The sequence below is a fragment of the Pseudomonas kilonensis genome, from assembly GCF_001269885.1.
GTDB lineage: Bacteria > Pseudomonadota > Gammaproteobacteria > Pseudomonadales > Pseudomonadaceae > Aquipseudomonas > Aquipseudomonas kilonensis.
On record NZ_LHVH01000024.1, the window covers coordinates 119059 to 133684 of the forward strand.

The 14626-nt window shown below is 61.8% G+C and carries 12 protein-coding genes; 9 read left to right on the forward strand and 3 right to left on the reverse strand.

Going from position 1 to position 14626, the window contains the following annotated elements; all coding sequences use genetic code 11:
- Window positions 1-73: 73 nt before the first annotated feature.
- Window positions 74-832, reverse strand: a complete 759-nt coding sequence (locus AD662_RS16820; protein WP_018605776.1) for a class I SAM-dependent methyltransferase — start codon at window positions 830-832, stop codon at window positions 74-76.
- Between the two features lie 65 nt (window positions 833-897).
- Between AD662_RS16820 and gloB the strand changes: the two genes are divergently transcribed.
- The 8 genes from gloB to fabI all read left to right on the forward strand — a co-directional run bounded on the left by gloB (window position 898) and on the right by fabI (window position 11675).
- A complete protein-coding gene (gloB, locus tag AD662_RS16825; RefSeq protein WP_053180213.1) occupies window positions 898-1665 on the forward strand; it encodes a hydroxyacylglutathione hydrolase in 768 nt (255 codons plus the stop codon).
- Between the two features lie 99 nt (window positions 1666-1764).
- Entirely contained in the window at window positions 1765-3213 is a 1449-nt protein-coding gene (locus tag AD662_RS16830) for a transglycosylase SLT domain-containing protein (protein ID WP_053189022.1), read from the forward strand.
- Between the two features lie 254 nt (window positions 3214-3467).
- Window positions 3468-5300, forward strand: coding sequence for an extracellular solute-binding protein (locus tag AD662_RS16835; protein WP_053189026.1), 1833 nt, complete (start codon window positions 3468-3470; stop codon window positions 5298-5300).
- Window positions 5297-7150, forward strand: a complete 1854-nt coding sequence (locus AD662_RS16840) for an extracellular solute-binding protein (RefSeq protein WP_018605770.1) — start codon at window positions 5297-5299, stop codon at window positions 7148-7150. Before AD662_RS16835 ends, AD662_RS16840 begins: the two co-directional genes overlap by 4 nt.
- Before the next feature lie 4 nt (window positions 7151-7154).
- Window positions 7155-8228 (forward strand): microcin C ABC transporter permease YejB, encoded by a 1074-nt coding sequence (locus AD662_RS16845; protein WP_018605768.1) that lies wholly within the window; start codon window positions 7155-7157, stop codon window positions 8226-8228.
- Between the two features lies 1 nt (window position 8229).
- Window positions 8230-9249 (forward strand): ABC transporter permease, encoded by a 1020-nt coding sequence (locus AD662_RS16850; RefSeq protein ID WP_053189029.1) that lies wholly within the window; start codon window positions 8230-8232, stop codon window positions 9247-9249.
- A gap of 1 nt (window position 9250) precedes the next feature.
- Window positions 9251-10861, forward strand: a complete 1611-nt coding sequence (locus tag AD662_RS16855) for an ABC transporter ATP-binding protein (RefSeq protein ID WP_014339033.1) — start codon at window positions 9251-9253, stop codon at window positions 10859-10861.
- A gap of 19 nt (window positions 10862-10880) precedes the next feature.
- On the forward strand, window positions 10881-11675 hold the full coding sequence (gene fabI / locus AD662_RS16860) for an enoyl-ACP reductase FabI (protein WP_014339032.1): 795 nt from the start codon (window positions 10881-10883) through the stop codon (window positions 11673-11675).
- Between the two features lie 195 nt (window positions 11676-11870).
- Here fabI and AD662_RS16865 read toward each other — a convergent pair whose 3' ends face one another.
- Window positions 11871-12833, reverse strand: coding sequence for a GGDEF domain-containing protein (locus tag AD662_RS16865; protein ID WP_053189032.1), 963 nt, complete (start codon window positions 12831-12833; stop codon window positions 11871-11873).
- A gap of 138 nt (window positions 12834-12971) precedes the next feature.
- Between AD662_RS16865 and AD662_RS16870 the strand changes: the two genes are divergently transcribed.
- Window positions 12972-13796, forward strand: coding sequence for a helix-turn-helix transcriptional regulator (locus tag AD662_RS16870; protein ID WP_053180223.1), 825 nt, complete (start codon window positions 12972-12974; stop codon window positions 13794-13796).
- A gap of 204 nt (window positions 13797-14000) precedes the next feature.
- Here the strand turns inward: AD662_RS16870 and AD662_RS16875 are convergent, their stop codons facing one another.
- A complete protein-coding gene (locus tag AD662_RS16875; protein WP_053189035.1) occupies window positions 14001-14588 on the reverse strand; it encodes a LysE family translocator in 588 nt (195 codons plus the stop codon).
- Between the last annotated feature and the right edge of the window lie 38 nt (window positions 14589-14626).

Genomic DNA, 14626 nt, shown 5'->3' on the forward strand with positions numbered 1-14626 from the left:
AAAAATGCAAAGGCCCGCCGATCGGGCCCGACAACACCCGCAGCCCATTACCGGCAAGAACCCTCGAAAAAGGTTACGGCTCGATGTGGCGACGATTGACCTTGGCCATTGGCAAGGGAATCAACTTGCCCATCGGCTCGCGTCGCACCTGACGCACCGGGCGCAGTCCGACCGCGATCTTGCGCGCCACCAGCAGGTAGAAACCGCCGCCGGACAGCTGCCAGTCACCGGCCTTGCGCTCCCAGCCGGCCAGGCGCGCCTGCCACTTGGGCGACGCAAGCGGCGGACGATAGCACCCGAAGCGGCGTTTCTCCAGCGCAAAACCCAGCAGGTTGAGCCAGTCACCGACCCTCGACGCCGAGATGCAGCGGGCCTGGCGCAAGGCGTCGTGGGCAAACACATGACGCAACCCCCAAGTGCTCCAGGGGTTGATGCCGATGATCAACAGATGCCCGCCGGGGCGCACGCTGCTGGCGGCTTCACGCAACAAACCGTGAGGTGACAGGCAGAAATCCAGGCCGTGCTGCATGACCACCACATCGGCGGCATGTTCGCTCAACGGCCAGGCCTGCTCCTCGCAGACGATTTCCACCCCGGGCAACGGCGCCCCCAGGCGTACGTTGCGCTGGACTTGCGGTGCCGACGGCGGGGTTTGCGCCGAGGGCCCGTAGTGCACCAGGTAGCCGCCGAAGAACCGGCCCAACTCGTCTTCGAGCATGCGCCGTTCTTCATCCAGCAAAAATTGCCCGACAGGGCCGGACAGCCATTCACGGGCGGCGCTGATCAACGCCAGCCAGTCAGGATCAGCCTGAGCGAACGCTTCATCGGTCATTGCATTCTCCAACGCGTCAGGAAGTTCTAAGATGCGCCTTTGTTTTCCGCTTGGCGAATTCCACGATGATACAGATCAGTGCCCTGCCCGCATTCACCGATAACTACATCTGGTTGTTACAGGACCACGCCACCCAGCGCTGCGCCGTGGTCGACCCGGGTGACGCCGCACCGGTGCAGGCCTGGCTCGAGGCCCATCCGGGCTGGGTCCTGAGCGATATCTTGATCACCCATCATCACCATGATCATGTCGGCGGCGTCCAGGCGCTGAAGAATGCGACGAACGCCACCGTTTACGGCCCGGCCAGCGAAAACATCCCGGCGCGGGACCAGGCCCTGCATGACAACGACCAGGTCAGCGTGCTCGGCTGGGACTTCGATGTCTACGCCGTGCCGGGCCATACCCTGGGGCACATCGCCTACTACCACCACGGCCTGCTGTTCTGTGGCGATACCCTGTTCGCCGCCGGTTGCGGTCGGCTCTTCGAAGGCACGCCTGCGCAAATGCACCACTCGCTCAGTCGCCTCGCCGCCCTGCCTGAAGATACGCTGGTCTACTGCACCCACGAATATACCCTCAGCAACCTGAAGTTCGCGGCCGCCGTGGAGCCCGGCAACCCGGACATCGTCGCCCGCCTGGAAAAAGTCAGCCGGCAACGCAGCGAAGGCATCATGACGCTGCCCTCGACCCTGGCCCTGGAAAAACTCACCAATCCGTTCCTGCGCACGACTGAAACATCCGTTAAACAAAAAGCGGACGAACGGAACGGCCAGCGAAACCAGACGCCGAGTGAGGTTTTTGCGGCCTTGAGGGCTTGGAAAGATACGTTCTAAGGCAGCTATCGATTGATACAAAAATTCTGAAAGGTTGACCTGTTGGGGTGCGCTTCCTAGAATCGGCCGACATTTTTGCCCGGAACTTACTTCCAGCCAATGTCGTCATCTATACGCAGGTCCGTCCAGTCAGACACATTGACCCGCTTGGCTCAAGCCATCGCGGTGGCTGTGTCCGCCACCTTGGCGGGCTGCCAGAGCACGAGCCAGCCGCCGCAGACCGACGCGGCGCACACCCCGAATATCGCCGCTCGCGCCAAACAGAAGCCGGTATGGCTCACCGAGAAACCCAGCCCCCAAGTACCCCAGGACGTCTGGGAACGCATGCGCCAGGGCTTCCAGCTGCAGGAAACAGCCGGCGTCAACCCGCGTATCGAGCAACAGCGCCTGTGGTTCGCCAGCAACCCCTCCTTCCTGGAGAACGCCGGTGAGCGCGGCAGCCTGTACATCCATTACATCGTCGAACGCCTCGAAGAGCGCAACATGCCGCTGGAGCTGGCGCTACTGCCGGTGATCGAGAGTGCCTACAACCCCATGGCCTATTCCCGGGCCAACGCGGTGGGCCTGTGGCAATTCATCCCGTCCACGGGGCGTTACTTCAACCTGCGCCAGACCCGCTTCTATGACGGGCGTCGCGACATCACCGCTTCCACCACGGCCGCCATGGACTACCTGACGCGCCTGCACGACATGTTCAACGGCGACTGGTTGCTGGCGCTGGCGGCCTACAATGCCGGCGAAGGCACGGTCAGTCGCGCCATCGAGCGCAACGAGAAGCTTGGCCTGCCCACCGACTACTGGAACCTGCCGCTGCCCAGCGAGACCCAGGCCTATGTGCCGAAGCTGCTGGCGCTGTCCCAGGTGGTGCTCTCGCCCGATGCCTATGGCGTGAACCTCAACCCGATCGCCAACGAACCCTATTTCCAGGTCGTCGAGATCAACCAGCGCATGGACCTGTCCAAGGTCGCGGCGGTGGCCAACATCGATGAAGACGAGCTGTTCCAGCTCAACCCGGCCTTCAAGCAGCGCACCACCATCGACGGCCCGCAGCACCTGCTGGTACCCACCTCCAAGGCTCAATTGCTGACCGCCAGCCTGTCGACCATGCGCCCGGAAGAGCTGATCAGCCAGCGCTCGCTCAAACCGGTCTTCGAATCGGCCGATGACAGCGACGTGGCAGGTGCGAAGCGCACCTACCGCGTCAAGCGCGGTGACAACCTGGCCCAGATCGCCAAGGCCAACAACGTCCAGACCAAGGACCTGCAACGCTGGAACAAACTCAGCGGCAACAAGCTCAAGGTCGGCCAGACCCTGGTGATGCAGGATGCCAAGGCCAGCAAGACCACCGGCAAGCGCATCAGCACCGTGGTGGCCGCCAATAGCAAGGACCCGAAGAAGCAGACCCAGTACAAGGTCAAGCAAGGTGATTCGCTGTACGTCGTCGCCAAACGCTTCAACGTGGAAATGCAGCACCTCAAGCGCTGGAACCCGCGGATGGGCAAGGCACTCAAGCCTGGGCAGATGCTGACGGTCTATTCCCCGCACTGAGATGACCGGGGAGCTTTGTGTGGTGAGGGGCCCCATCTGTGGGGGCAAGGCATGTGGGAGCAAGGCTTGCCCGCGATGGCCGCACCGCGGTTTAACAGTTGAACCGCGATATCGTTCATCGCGGGCAAGCCTTGCTCCCACAGGTATCCGCTTAGCTGACTGGCATCCCCTCTAAACCCCGCCTTTTTCCTGCCGATACAAGCTGTTACTGTACAGGCCATAAAAGCCCAAGCCGCCTGGATCGGATCTCATACTTGATACGTCCCCTCCTCCTGCTCCTGATCAGCCTGGCCTTGAGCTCTCCCGCCAGCGCAGCCATCAGCGAAAGCCATGGCTATGCGCAGTTCGGCACGCTCAAGTACCCGGCCAGATTCACCCACTTCGACTGGGTCAACCCGCAAGCGCCCAAGGGCGGAGTCTTGCGGGTCATGGCATTCGGCACCTTCGATACGCTCAACCCCTACACGTTCAAGGGCAGCAGCCCGGTTTCCACGCCCAACTTCCTGCAGTACGGCATCAATGAGCTGAACGAACCATTGATGGTCGGCACTGGCCAGTACGCACCGTCTGGTGACGAACCGACGTCGAGCTATGGCCTGATCGCCCAGTCGGTGGAATACAGCGAAGACCGCAGCTGGGTGGTTTTCAACCTGCGCCCCGAAGCGCGGTTTCACGATGGCGTGCCCATCACCGCCTATGACGTGGCGTTCTCCTACAGGACGCTGCTCAAGGACGGCCACCCGCAGTACCGCACCAACCTGCAGGAAGTGCTGCGGGTCGACATTCTCAACCCGCTGAAAATCCGCTTTGTCTTCAAGCGTGCGGGCAATCCGCTGCTGATCCTGCGCCTGGGTGAACTGCCGGTGTTGCCCCAGCATTACTGGAAAGACCGCGATTTCAAGGCGACGACCTTCGAACCGCCCCTGGGCAGCGGGCCGTATCGCATCATCAAAGTGCAACCAGGCCGCCAACTGGTGTTCGAGCGGGTCAAGAACTACTGGGGCAAGGACCTGCCGGTCAATCGCGGCAAATACAACTACGACCGCATGGACGTGGAGTTCTACCGTGACAGCGAAGTCGCCTTCGAAGCCTTCAAGGCTGGCGAGTTCGATATCTACATCGAACACCAGGCCAAGAACTGGGCCAACGGCTATCAATTCCCGGCGGTCAACCGGGGCGATGTCATCAAGGCGCAAATCCCCCACCAGATCCCGACCCAGACCCAGGGCCTGTTCATGAACACCCGGCGCAGCACGTTTGCCGAGGTCAAGGTACGTGAAGCCTTGGGGCTGATGTTCGATTTCGAGTGGACCAACCGCACCCTGTTCAGCGGCGCCTACAAGCGCACCCTCAGTTACTACCCCAACAGCGAATTCTCCGCCACCGGCCTGCCGGTGGGCCATGAATGGCTGTTGCTCAAGCCGTATCGGGAACAATTGCCGCCCACACTGCTCACCGAGCCCTTCAGTTTGCCCAAGACCGACGGGCGCGGCATCCCCCGGGAAACCTTGCGCAAGGCCCTGGGTCTCTTGAAGGAAGCCGGCTGGAGCCTTAGCGGCCAGCGCCTGCTCAATGCCGACAGCCAGCCCCTGAGTTTCGAAATCCTGCTGGTGAACCCGAACCTTGAGCGCATCCTGCAGCCCTACGTCGAAAACCTCGCCAGCATCGGCATCCAGGCCCGGTTGCGCACAGTGGATCGCGCCCAGTACAAACAGCGCCTGGACCAGTTCGATTTCGACATGATCCTGCTGACCTTGGGCCAGACCCTCAGCCCGGGCCTTGAGCAATGGCAGTACTTCCACTCCAGCCAGGTCGGGGTCAAGGGCAGCAAGAACTACGCGGGGATCGCCAACCCGGTGGTCGACCACCTGCTGGAAAAATTGCTCGCCGCCCAGACCCGCGACGAACAGGTCGCCGCCGGCAAAGCCCTGGATCGCGTGCTGTTGTGGCAGCATTACTGCATTCCCAACTGGTATCTCAATTATCATCGCCTGGCGTACCGCAACCGGTTCGCCTTCGTCACCACGCCGCCCTACACCCTGGGCCTGAGCGCATGGTGGCTGAAATCTTCGGAGAAAGATCAATGAAGCCTCTACGTGCCCTGCTTCTGCAGGCCAGCAGCCTGTTATTCGCCGGGTTGGCCTGCGCCGCGCCACAGCACGCCTTGACCTTGTACAACGAGCCGCCGAAATACCCGGCGAACTTCAAGCATTTCGACTACGTCAACCCGGATGCGCCCAAGGGCGGCATCTTCCGCCAGGGCGGCTTTGGGGGTTTCGACAGCCTCAACCCATTCATCAGCAAAGGCGTGCCGGCCGATGACATCGGCCTGATCTACGACACCCTGGCCAAGCAGGGCCTGGACGAACCTTTCACCGAATATGGCCTGATCGCCGAAAAAATCGAGAAAGCCCCGGACAATGCCTGGGTGCGCTTCTACCTACGCCCCGAAGCCCGCTTCAACGACGGCCACCCGGTACGGGCAGAAGACGTGGTCTTCAGCTTCCAGACCCTGACCAGGGACGGCGCGCCGATGTTTCGCGGCTATTACAACGATGTTGCCGACGTCATTGCCGAAGACCCACTCAAGGTCCTGTTCAAGTTCAAGCACACCAACAATCGCGAACTGCCGTTGATCCTCGGCCAACTGCCGGTATTGCCGAAGCACTGGTGGGCCGAGCGCGACTTCAGCAAGGGCAACCTGGAAATCCCCCTGGGCAGCGGCCCCTACAAGGTTGCCGAAGTGAAGGCCGGTCGCTCGATCCGCTATGAGCGGGTGAAGGACTATTGGGGCAAAGACCTGGCGGTCAATCGCGGCTTCTACAATTTCGACGTACTGGTCACCGACTACTACCGCGACAACACCGTCGCGGTCGAAGCGCTCAAGGCCGGTCAATTCGATTTCTGGTTGGAGATGACCGCCAAGAACTGGGCCAATGCCTACAACATCCCAGCCGTGACCGAGGGCCGGCTGATCAAGGAACAGATCCCCAACGGCAACCCCACCGGCATGCAGGGCTTTATCTACAACCTGCGCCGGCCGATCTTCCAGGATGTCCGGGTACGCAAGGCCTTGAGCCTGCTCCTCGATTTCGAGTGGACCAACAAACAACTGTTCAACGGCGCCTACGCTCGCACCCGCAGCTACTTCGAGAATTCGGACATGGCCGCCACCGGCCTGCCCGGCGAAGACGAACTGAAGATTCTCGAGCCCCTGCGCGGCAAGATTCCCGAGCAAGTCTTCACCGACGCCTTCCAGCCTTCAATGTGCGACGGCAGCGGCATGATCCGCGACCAGCAGCGCAAGGCCTACCAATTGCTGCAGGAAGCCGGCTGGCGCATCGTCGACGACAAGATGGTCGATGCCCAGGGCAAACCGGTGGTGCTGGAGTTCCTGCTGGCCCAGACCGAGTTCGAACGGATACTGCTGCCGTTCAAGCGCAACCTGAGCGACCTGGGCATCGAGCTGATCATCCGCCGAGTCGACGTCTCCCAGTTCGTCAACCGCGTACGCTCCCGAGACTTCGACCTGGTGGTGGGCAGCTTCCCGCAATCCAGCTCGCCGGGTAACGAACAGCGCGAGTTCTGGATGTCGGCCGCCGCCGACAAGCCCGGCAGCCGCAACACCATGGGCCTGAAGGATCCGGCCGTGGACCAACTGGTGGAACAACTGATCAACGCCGATTCGCGCAAGAGCCTGGTGGCCCACGCCCGAGCACTGGACCGGGTTTTGCAGTGGGGCTACTACGTGATTCCCAACTGGCACATCAAGACCTGGCGCGTGGCCTACTGGAATCACATCGGTCATCCGAAAATCACGCCAACCTATGACATCGGCACCACCACCTGGTGGGTCAAGCCGGAGGTCAAGCCGGCCGATGAAGTAGAGAAGCAGGTCATCGAGCAGCAAATCGCCGCCCCTGCGAGCGTGGAGTAACAAGATGCTGGCTTATATTTTTCGGCGACTGCTGCTGATCATCCCGACCCTGTTCGGCATTCTGCTGATCAACTTCGTCATCATCCAGGCCGCGCCCGGCGGGCCGGTGGAACAGATGATCGCCAAGCTCGAGGGCTTCGAAGGCGCCACCAGCCGCATTGCCGGCGGCGGTGCCGAAGTGGCGGTGGCCGGCTCCTCGTACCGCGGTGCCCAGGGCCTGGACCCGGCGCTGGTCAAGGAAATCGAGCACATGTACGGCTTCGACAAGTCGGCGCCCGAACGCCTGTGGATCATGATCAAGAACTACGCCCACCTGGACTTCGGTGACAGTTTTTTCCGCGATGCCAAGGTCATCGACCTGATCAAGGAGAAGATGCCGGTGTCCATCTCCCTCGGGTTGTGGAGCACGCTGATCATGTACCTGGTGTCGATCCCGCTGGGGATCGCCAAGGCCACGCGCCACGGCAGCCATTTCGATGTCTGGACGAGCTCGGCCATCATCGTCGGCTACGCGATCCCGTCGTTCCTGTTCGCCATCCTGCTGATCGTGGTGTTTGCCGGCGGCAGCTATTTCGACTGGTTCCCCTTGCGCGGGCTGACCTCCAACAACTTCGACGAATTGAGCATGGGCGGCAAGATCCTCGATTACTTCTGGCACCTGGCCTTGCCCGTGACCGCCCTGGTGATCGGCAACTTCGCGACCATGACCCTGCTAACCAAGAACAGCTTCCTCGACGAAATCAACAAGCAATACGTGGTCACCGCCAAGGCCAAGGGCCTGACCCGCCATCGGGTGCTCTACGGCCACGTATTCCGCAACGCCATGCTGCTGGTGATCGCCGGCTTCCCTTCGGCCTTCATCGGGATCTTCTTTACCGGCTCCCTGCTGGTGGAAGTGATCTTCTCCCTCGACGGCCTGGGCCTGATGAGTTTCGAAGCGGCGATCAACCGCGACTATCCGGTGGTGTTCGGCACCCTGTTCATCTTCACCTTGCTGGGGCTGGTGGTGAAACTGATCGGCGACTTGACCTACACCTTTGTCGATCCGCGCATCGACTTCGAAAGCCGGGAGCATTGAGATGAACCTGTCCCCTCTCAATCGCCGCCGCTTCGAACTGTTCAAGGCCAACAAGCGTGGCTGGTGGTCACTGTGGCTGTTCCTGATCCTGTTCGGACTGAGCCTGGGCGCCGAGTTGATCGCCAACGACAAGCCGCTGGTGGTGCATTACGACGACGGCTGGTTCTTCCCGGCGCTCAAGCGCTACCCGGAAACCACGTTCGGCGGCGAGTTCCCGCTGGAAGCCAACTACAAGAGCCCCTACATCCGCGAACTGCTGGCGACCAAGGACGCCTGGGTGCTGTGGGCACCGATTCCGTTCAGCTACCAGAGCATCAACTACGACCTGAAGGTCCCGGCCCCGGCGCCGCCCTCTTCGGTGAACTGGCTGGGCACTGATGACCAGGGTCGCGATGTCCTGGCCCGGGTCATCTATGGCTTCCGTATCTCGGTACTGTTTGCCCTGACGCTGACCGTGCTCAGCTCGATCATCGGCGTGATCGCTGGCGCCCTGCAGGGCTTCTATGGCGGCTGGGTGGACCTGGCCGGCCAACGTTTCCTGGAAATCTGGTCGGGGTTGCCGGTGCTGTACTTGCTGATCATCCTGGCCAGTTTCGTGCAGCCCAACTTCTGGTGGCTGCTGGGCATCATGCTGCTGTTTTCCTGGATGAGCCTGGTAGACGTGGTCCGTGCCGAGTTCCTGCGCGGGCGCAACCTGGAATACGTGCGCGCCGCCCGGGCCCTGGGCATGCAGAACGGCGCGATCATGTTCCGCCACATCCTGCCCAACGCCATGGTCTCGACCATGACGTTCATGCCGTTCATCCTCACCGGCGCCATCGGCACCCTCACCGCCCTGGATTTCCTCGGCTTTGGCCTGCCGCCGGGCGCGCCGTCGCTGGGTGAGCTGGTGGCCCAGGGCAAATCCAACCTCCAGGCGCCGTGGCTGGGCATCAGCGCGTTCGCCGTGCTGGCCGTGATGCTGAGCCTGTTGGTGTTCATCGGCGAGTCCGCTCGCGATGCCTTCGATCCGAGGAAGTAATATGAACCAGGATAATCTGATCGAAGTGCGCGACCTGGCGGTGGAGTTCATTGTCGGCGAGCGCCGCCAGCGTGTGGTCGAGGGCGTCAGCTTCGATATCAAGCGCGGCGAAACCCTGGCCCTGGTGGGTGAAAGCGGCTCGGGCAAATCGGTCACCGCCCACTCGATCCTGCGGTTGCTGCCCTACCCGCTGGCCCATCACCCCACCGGCACTATCCAGTACGCCGGCCAGAATTTGCTGGGTTTGAAGGAAAAAACCATCCGGCATATCCGTGGCAATCGGATCGCGATGATCTTCCAGGAGCCGATGACCTCCCTCAACCCGCTGCACTCCATTGAAAAACAGATCAATGAAGTGCTCGGCATCCACAAGGGCCTGAGCGGCAAGGTCGCGACCCGCCGCACCCTCGAGTTGCTGGAACTGGTCGGCATCCCCGAGCCCCACAAGCGCCTCAAGGCCCTGCCCCACGAGCTGTCCGGCGGCCAGCGCCAGCGGGTGATGATCGCCATGGCCCTGGCCAACGAGCCGGAACTGCTGATCGCCGACGAGCCGACCACCGCGCTGGATGTCACCGTCCAGCTGAAAATCCTCCAACTGCTCAAGGAATTGCAGGCGCGATTGGGCATGTCGCTGCTGCTGATCAGCCACGATTTGAACCTTGTGCGAAGAATTGCGCATCGCGTATGTGTCATGCAGCGCGGTTGCATCGTCGAACAGGCATCGTGCGAAGAGTTGTTCCGCGCACCGCAGCATCCGTACACTCGGGAGCTGCTGGGCGCCGAGCCCAGCGGCACCCCGGCGAACAACGTTGTCGGCCCGCCGTTGTTGCAGGTCGAGGACCTGAAAGTCTGGTTCCCGATCAAGAAAGGCCTGTTCAAGCGCACGGTAGACTACATCAAGGCCGTGGACGGTATCCGCTTCAGCCTGCCCCAGGGCCAGACCCTGGGCATCGTCGGCGAAAGCGGTTCCGGCAAATCCACCCTGGGGCTGGCAATCCTGCGGTTGATCGGCAGCCAGGGCGGGATCCGCTTCGAAGGCAAGCAGCTGGACAGCCTGACGCAGCAACAAGTCCGGCCGCTACGCCGGGAGATGCAAGTGGTGTTTCAGGACCCGTTTGGCAGCCTGAGCCCACGGATGTGTGTAAGCCAGATCGTCGGCGAAGGCCTGCGGATCCACAAGATCGGCACCGAAGCCGAACAGGAACAAGCGATAATTGCGGCATTGAAGGAGGTAGGCCTGGACCCGGAAACCCGGAACCGCTACCCCCATGAATTTTCCGGAGGGCAACGGCAGCGTATCGCCATTGCCCGGGCCCTGGTGCTCAAGCCGGCGTTGATTCTGCTGGATGAACCGACGTCGGCCCTGGACCGTACCGTGCAACGCCAAGTGGTGGAGCTGTTGCGGTCGTTGCAAACCAAGTACAACCTGACGTACCTGTTTATCAGCCATGACCTGGCTGTCGTCAAAGCGCTGAGCCACCAGTTGATGGTGGTCAAGCATGGCCAAGTGGTCGAACAAGGTGATGCCCGCAGCATATTCGCCGCGCCGCAGCACCCCTATACACAGCAGTTGCTGGAGGCCGCCTTCCTGGCCCCAACAACTGCCGAATAACCTGAAAGAGGAGCAACACATGGGTTTTCTCGCCGGTAAGCGCGTACTGATCGTCGGTGTCGCCAGCAAGCTGTCCATCGCATCCGGCATCGCCGCCGCCATGCATCGCGAGGGCGCTGAGCTTGCCTTCACTTATCAGAACGACAAACTCAAGGGTCGTGTCGAAGAGTTCGCACAGGGCTGGGGTTCGAGCCCTGAGCTGTGCTTCCCGTGCGACGTGGCCAGCGATGAAGAAATCGCCAAGGTCTTCGAACAACTGAGCAAGAAGTGGGACGGCCTGGACTGCATCGTGCACTCCGTGGGCTTCGCCCCGGGCGACCAACTGGACGGCGACTTCACCGAAGCCACCACCCGTGAAGGTTTCCGCATTGCCCACGACATCAGCGCCTACAGCTTCGTGGCCCTGGCCAAGGCCGGTCGCGAAATGATGAAAGGCCGCAACGGCAGCCTGCTGACCCTGTCGTACCTGGGCGCCGAGCGCACCATGCCGAACTACAACGTCATGGGCATGGCCAAGGCTTCCCTGGAAGCCGGCGTCCGTTACCTGGCCGGCTCCCTGGGCCCGGACGGCACCCGCGTCAACTGCGTATCGGCAGGCCCGATCCGCACCCTCGCCGCTTCCGGCATCAAGAACTTCCGCAAGATGCTGGCCGCCAACGAAGCGCAAACCCCGCTGCGTCGCAACGTCACCATCGAAGAAGTCGGCAACGCCGGCGCCTTCCTGTGCTCGGACCTGGCATCGGGCATCAGCGGTGAAATCATGTACGTGGACGGCGGCTTCAACACCACCGCCATGGGCAACATCGAAGAGTAATCTTCACGTTGCAGCAAAAACGCCGCTTGCCCTGGAAAGGCCAAGCGGCGTTTTTTTATGCCCACTACAAATCCCTTGTGGGAGCGAGCCTGCTCGCGATTGCGGTGGGTCAGTTGACATAAATATTGAGTGTGACTCGGTCATCGCGAGCAGGCTCGCTCCCACAGGGATAGGCGGTGGCCTGATCAGTCTATGTTAGCTGCGTAACGCCTGTTTCTGCGTGTACATCGCCGCATCCGCGTCCGCCAGTAGCGTGTCGATCGACTGATGGCGCTGGGCGTCGTACTCGATCTGGCCGACACTGAAACGAATGTCATAGCCACGCTGCAACATCGCATTGCGCTCATCAAGGATTTCCTTGAGCCGCACCATGATCGCCGCTGTCTCGACATGGGAAGAACCGGTGAGCAGTGCCACGAACTCATCACCGCCCAAGCGCCCGATCACGTCACTTTCGCGAAAGGCGATACGCAGCACATCGGCGAAGGTTTTCAGCGCGCTGTCACCCTCGGCATGCCCATAACGGTCGTTGATCGGCTTGAAGTCGTTGAGGTCGAAGAACAGCAACGTCGCCGGCCGCGACAAGCGATCACATACATTCAAGGCATGCTGGGCCAACGTCTTGAAGCCGCGCCGATTGGACAACAGCGTCAGCTCGTCCATGCTCGCCATCTGCACCGCGACCATTTCCTGCTCGGCCATGCGCGCCAGGTCGCGCAGCAGCTCGCGCTCTTCGTCATTGAGCTTGCGCGGCCGGGTGTCGAGCAGGCACAACGTGCCGAGCTTGCTGCCGTCCTCGAGCCCCAGCGGATACCCGGCGTAGAAGCGAATGCCTGGCTTGTCCGTGACCAACGGGTTGTCGTGGAAGCGCTCGTCCTGTTCCGCGTCGCAGATCTCCAGGATCTGATCCTGCAAAATCGCATGCCCACAAAACGAAACGTCCCGCGGGGTTTCGCTGGCTTCCAGGCCGGCGCTGGACTTGAACCATTGCCGGTTGGCGTCCACCAGGGACACCAGGGCGATGGGCACGTCAAACAGGCGTCGGGCAAGGCGGGTCAGGCGGTCAAACCGCTCTTCGGGTGCGGTATCCAGCAGCTTGAGCGAGTGCAGATTCTTGAGGCGATCGGCTTCGTCGTCCGGTTTGCGTGGCACAAGCATCGGAAACTCCATTGGCAGGACTTCATGAAGTCTAGCCCAGGACCAATGCCGTTCAAACCGAACGGCTAAATCCCACGGGCATTTGCCGGCCAGGGCTAATACACTGCCACTCAAGGTTCAAGACGAGGACGCTGACCGATGAAGCACGCCCCCCATGACGACGCCCCACGCTTCTGGCGCGACGCGGCCCTGCCCTTCATCGAAGCCCGGGCCATCGGCGACGGGCGCAAGGTCTGCTACTCGCGCCATTCCCATGACCACTTTTCCATCGGCGCGATCACCGCCGGGCGCAGCACCTACCTTCACGAACGCTCGAACTTCCAGGTGGAGAGCGGCACGGTGGTGCTGATGAACCCCGGCGACGTCCACGCGTGCAACCCGATCGACGATCAGCCGTGGTCCTACGTGATGCTGTACGTCGACACCCAGTGGCTCAGAGACTTGCAGCGCCGTATCGGCTTTGACGAAAACCTGGATTTCCAGGGCTTCGCCACCACGCACAGCCGCGACGTGGAACTGTTTGCCGCGCTGGGGAAGCTGTATGAGCAATTGGTGGACGCGCAACTCGACACCGCCCACAAACACGCCGCCGCCGAGGCGTTTTTCATCGACCTGCAACAGCGGCTCAACCCTGCCGGTCGCCCGGATCGTGGCAGCCATCCGGGGCTGATGAGGGCGGCGCAATTCATCCACGACCATTGCAGCGAAGCCTTGAAGCTCGAAGACATCTGCACCGCCGCGCAACTGTCGCCGTCCTACCTGAGCCGAGCCTTCAAGCGCCATTACGGGATGACGCCCCACGCCTTCCTGGTCAACCGCCGGATCCAGTTTGCCCGGCACCAATTACGCGAAGGCAAGCTGATCGCCGACGTGGCGCTGGACAGCGGGTTTGCCGACCAGGCGCATTTCCAGCGCGCATTCAAGCAACACCTGGCGGCTACGCCCGGGCAATATCGCGGCTGACCACCTCGCTGTTGTGGCTAGGGGGAGTTATCCCGCTGTTGTGGCGAGGGGATTTATCCCCGCTGGGGCGCGAAGCGACCCTAAAACCTGACAACTCGGTGCATCAGATAGATCCAGGGGCTGCTGCGCAGCCCAGCGGGGCGGTGCGACGTTTCGCTAAATCCCCTCGCCACAACAGCGTTCCAACCGCAAGGACGGGTTGGCTCACGGCAACAACAGATACACCGCACTGGCCACCAACAACACCGCCATCGCCCGATTGAACAGGCGCATGGTCGCCGGATTACCCAGCCAGGTGCGCAGAAAACTCCCGGCATAGGCCCAGCAGCCCACCGAGACGTAGCAGATCACCAGGTAGATCGCCGCAAACTGCCACACCAGCCGCGCCTCGCCATCGGCCACGAATGCCCCCATCCCCGCCACGCAGGCCAGCCACGCCTTGGGATTGAGCCATTGCATCAGCGCGCCATAGAACATCGAAGGCGCCCGCCCCTCGTCTTCGCCGCCCAGGTGCCCGCTGTCCATCGCCAGTTTCCAGGCCATGAACAACAGGAACGCCACGCCGCCCAGTTGCACCACTCGTGTGAGACCAGGCCAGCGCTGCAACACTTCATGCAACCCCAGCCCCATCAGCACCAGCAGCAAGACAAACCCGAGGGTGGCGCCGGCCACATGGCGCAGGGCGGCACGAAACCCGTACCGGGCCCCAGAGCTGAGGGCGACGATATTGACCGGGCCGGGTGTAATGGAAGCCACCAAAGCAAAAGTGGCCATGGAAAGTATCAAGCTCATCACTTATCTTCTTCATTCCAGGAAAGAGCCCCCAAGGT

Bases quoted from the DNA above. Each gene is read 5' to 3' on its own strand.
- AD662_RS16820 (WP_018605776.1), bottom strand. From the start codon at position 832: ATGACCGATGAAGCGTTCGCTCAGGCTGATCCTGACTGGCTGGCGTTG.
- gloB (WP_053180213.1), top strand. From the start codon at position 898: ATGATACAGATCAGTGCCCTGCCCGCATTCACCGATAACTACATCTGG.
- AD662_RS16830 (WP_053189022.1), top strand. From the start codon at position 1,765: ATGTCGTCATCTATACGCAGGTCCGTCCAGTCAGACACATTGACCCGC.
- AD662_RS16840 (WP_018605770.1), top strand. From the start codon at position 5,297: ATGAAGCCTCTACGTGCCCTGCTTCTGCAGGCCAGCAGCCTGTTATTC.
- AD662_RS16845 (WP_018605768.1), top strand. From the start codon at position 7,155: ATGCTGGCTTATATTTTTCGGCGACTGCTGCTGATCATCCCGACCCTG.
- AD662_RS16850 (WP_053189029.1), top strand. From the start codon at position 8,230: ATGAACCTGTCCCCTCTCAATCGCCGCCGCTTCGAACTGTTCAAGGCC.
- AD662_RS16855 (WP_014339033.1), top strand. From the start codon at position 9,251: ATGAACCAGGATAATCTGATCGAAGTGCGCGACCTGGCGGTGGAGTTC.
- fabI (WP_014339032.1), top strand. From the start codon at position 10,881: ATGGGTTTTCTCGCCGGTAAGCGCGTACTGATCGTCGGTGTCGCCAGC.
- AD662_RS16865 (WP_053189032.1), bottom strand. From the start codon at position 12,833: ATGCTTGTGCCACGCAAACCGGACGACGAAGCCGATCGCCTCAAGAAT.
- AD662_RS16870 (WP_053180223.1), top strand. From the start codon at position 12,972: ATGAAGCACGCCCCCCATGACGACGCCCCACGCTTCTGGCGCGACGCG.
- AD662_RS16875 (WP_053189035.1), bottom strand. From the start codon at position 14,588: ATGAGCTTGATACTTTCCATGGCCACTTTTGCTTTGGTGGCTTCCATT.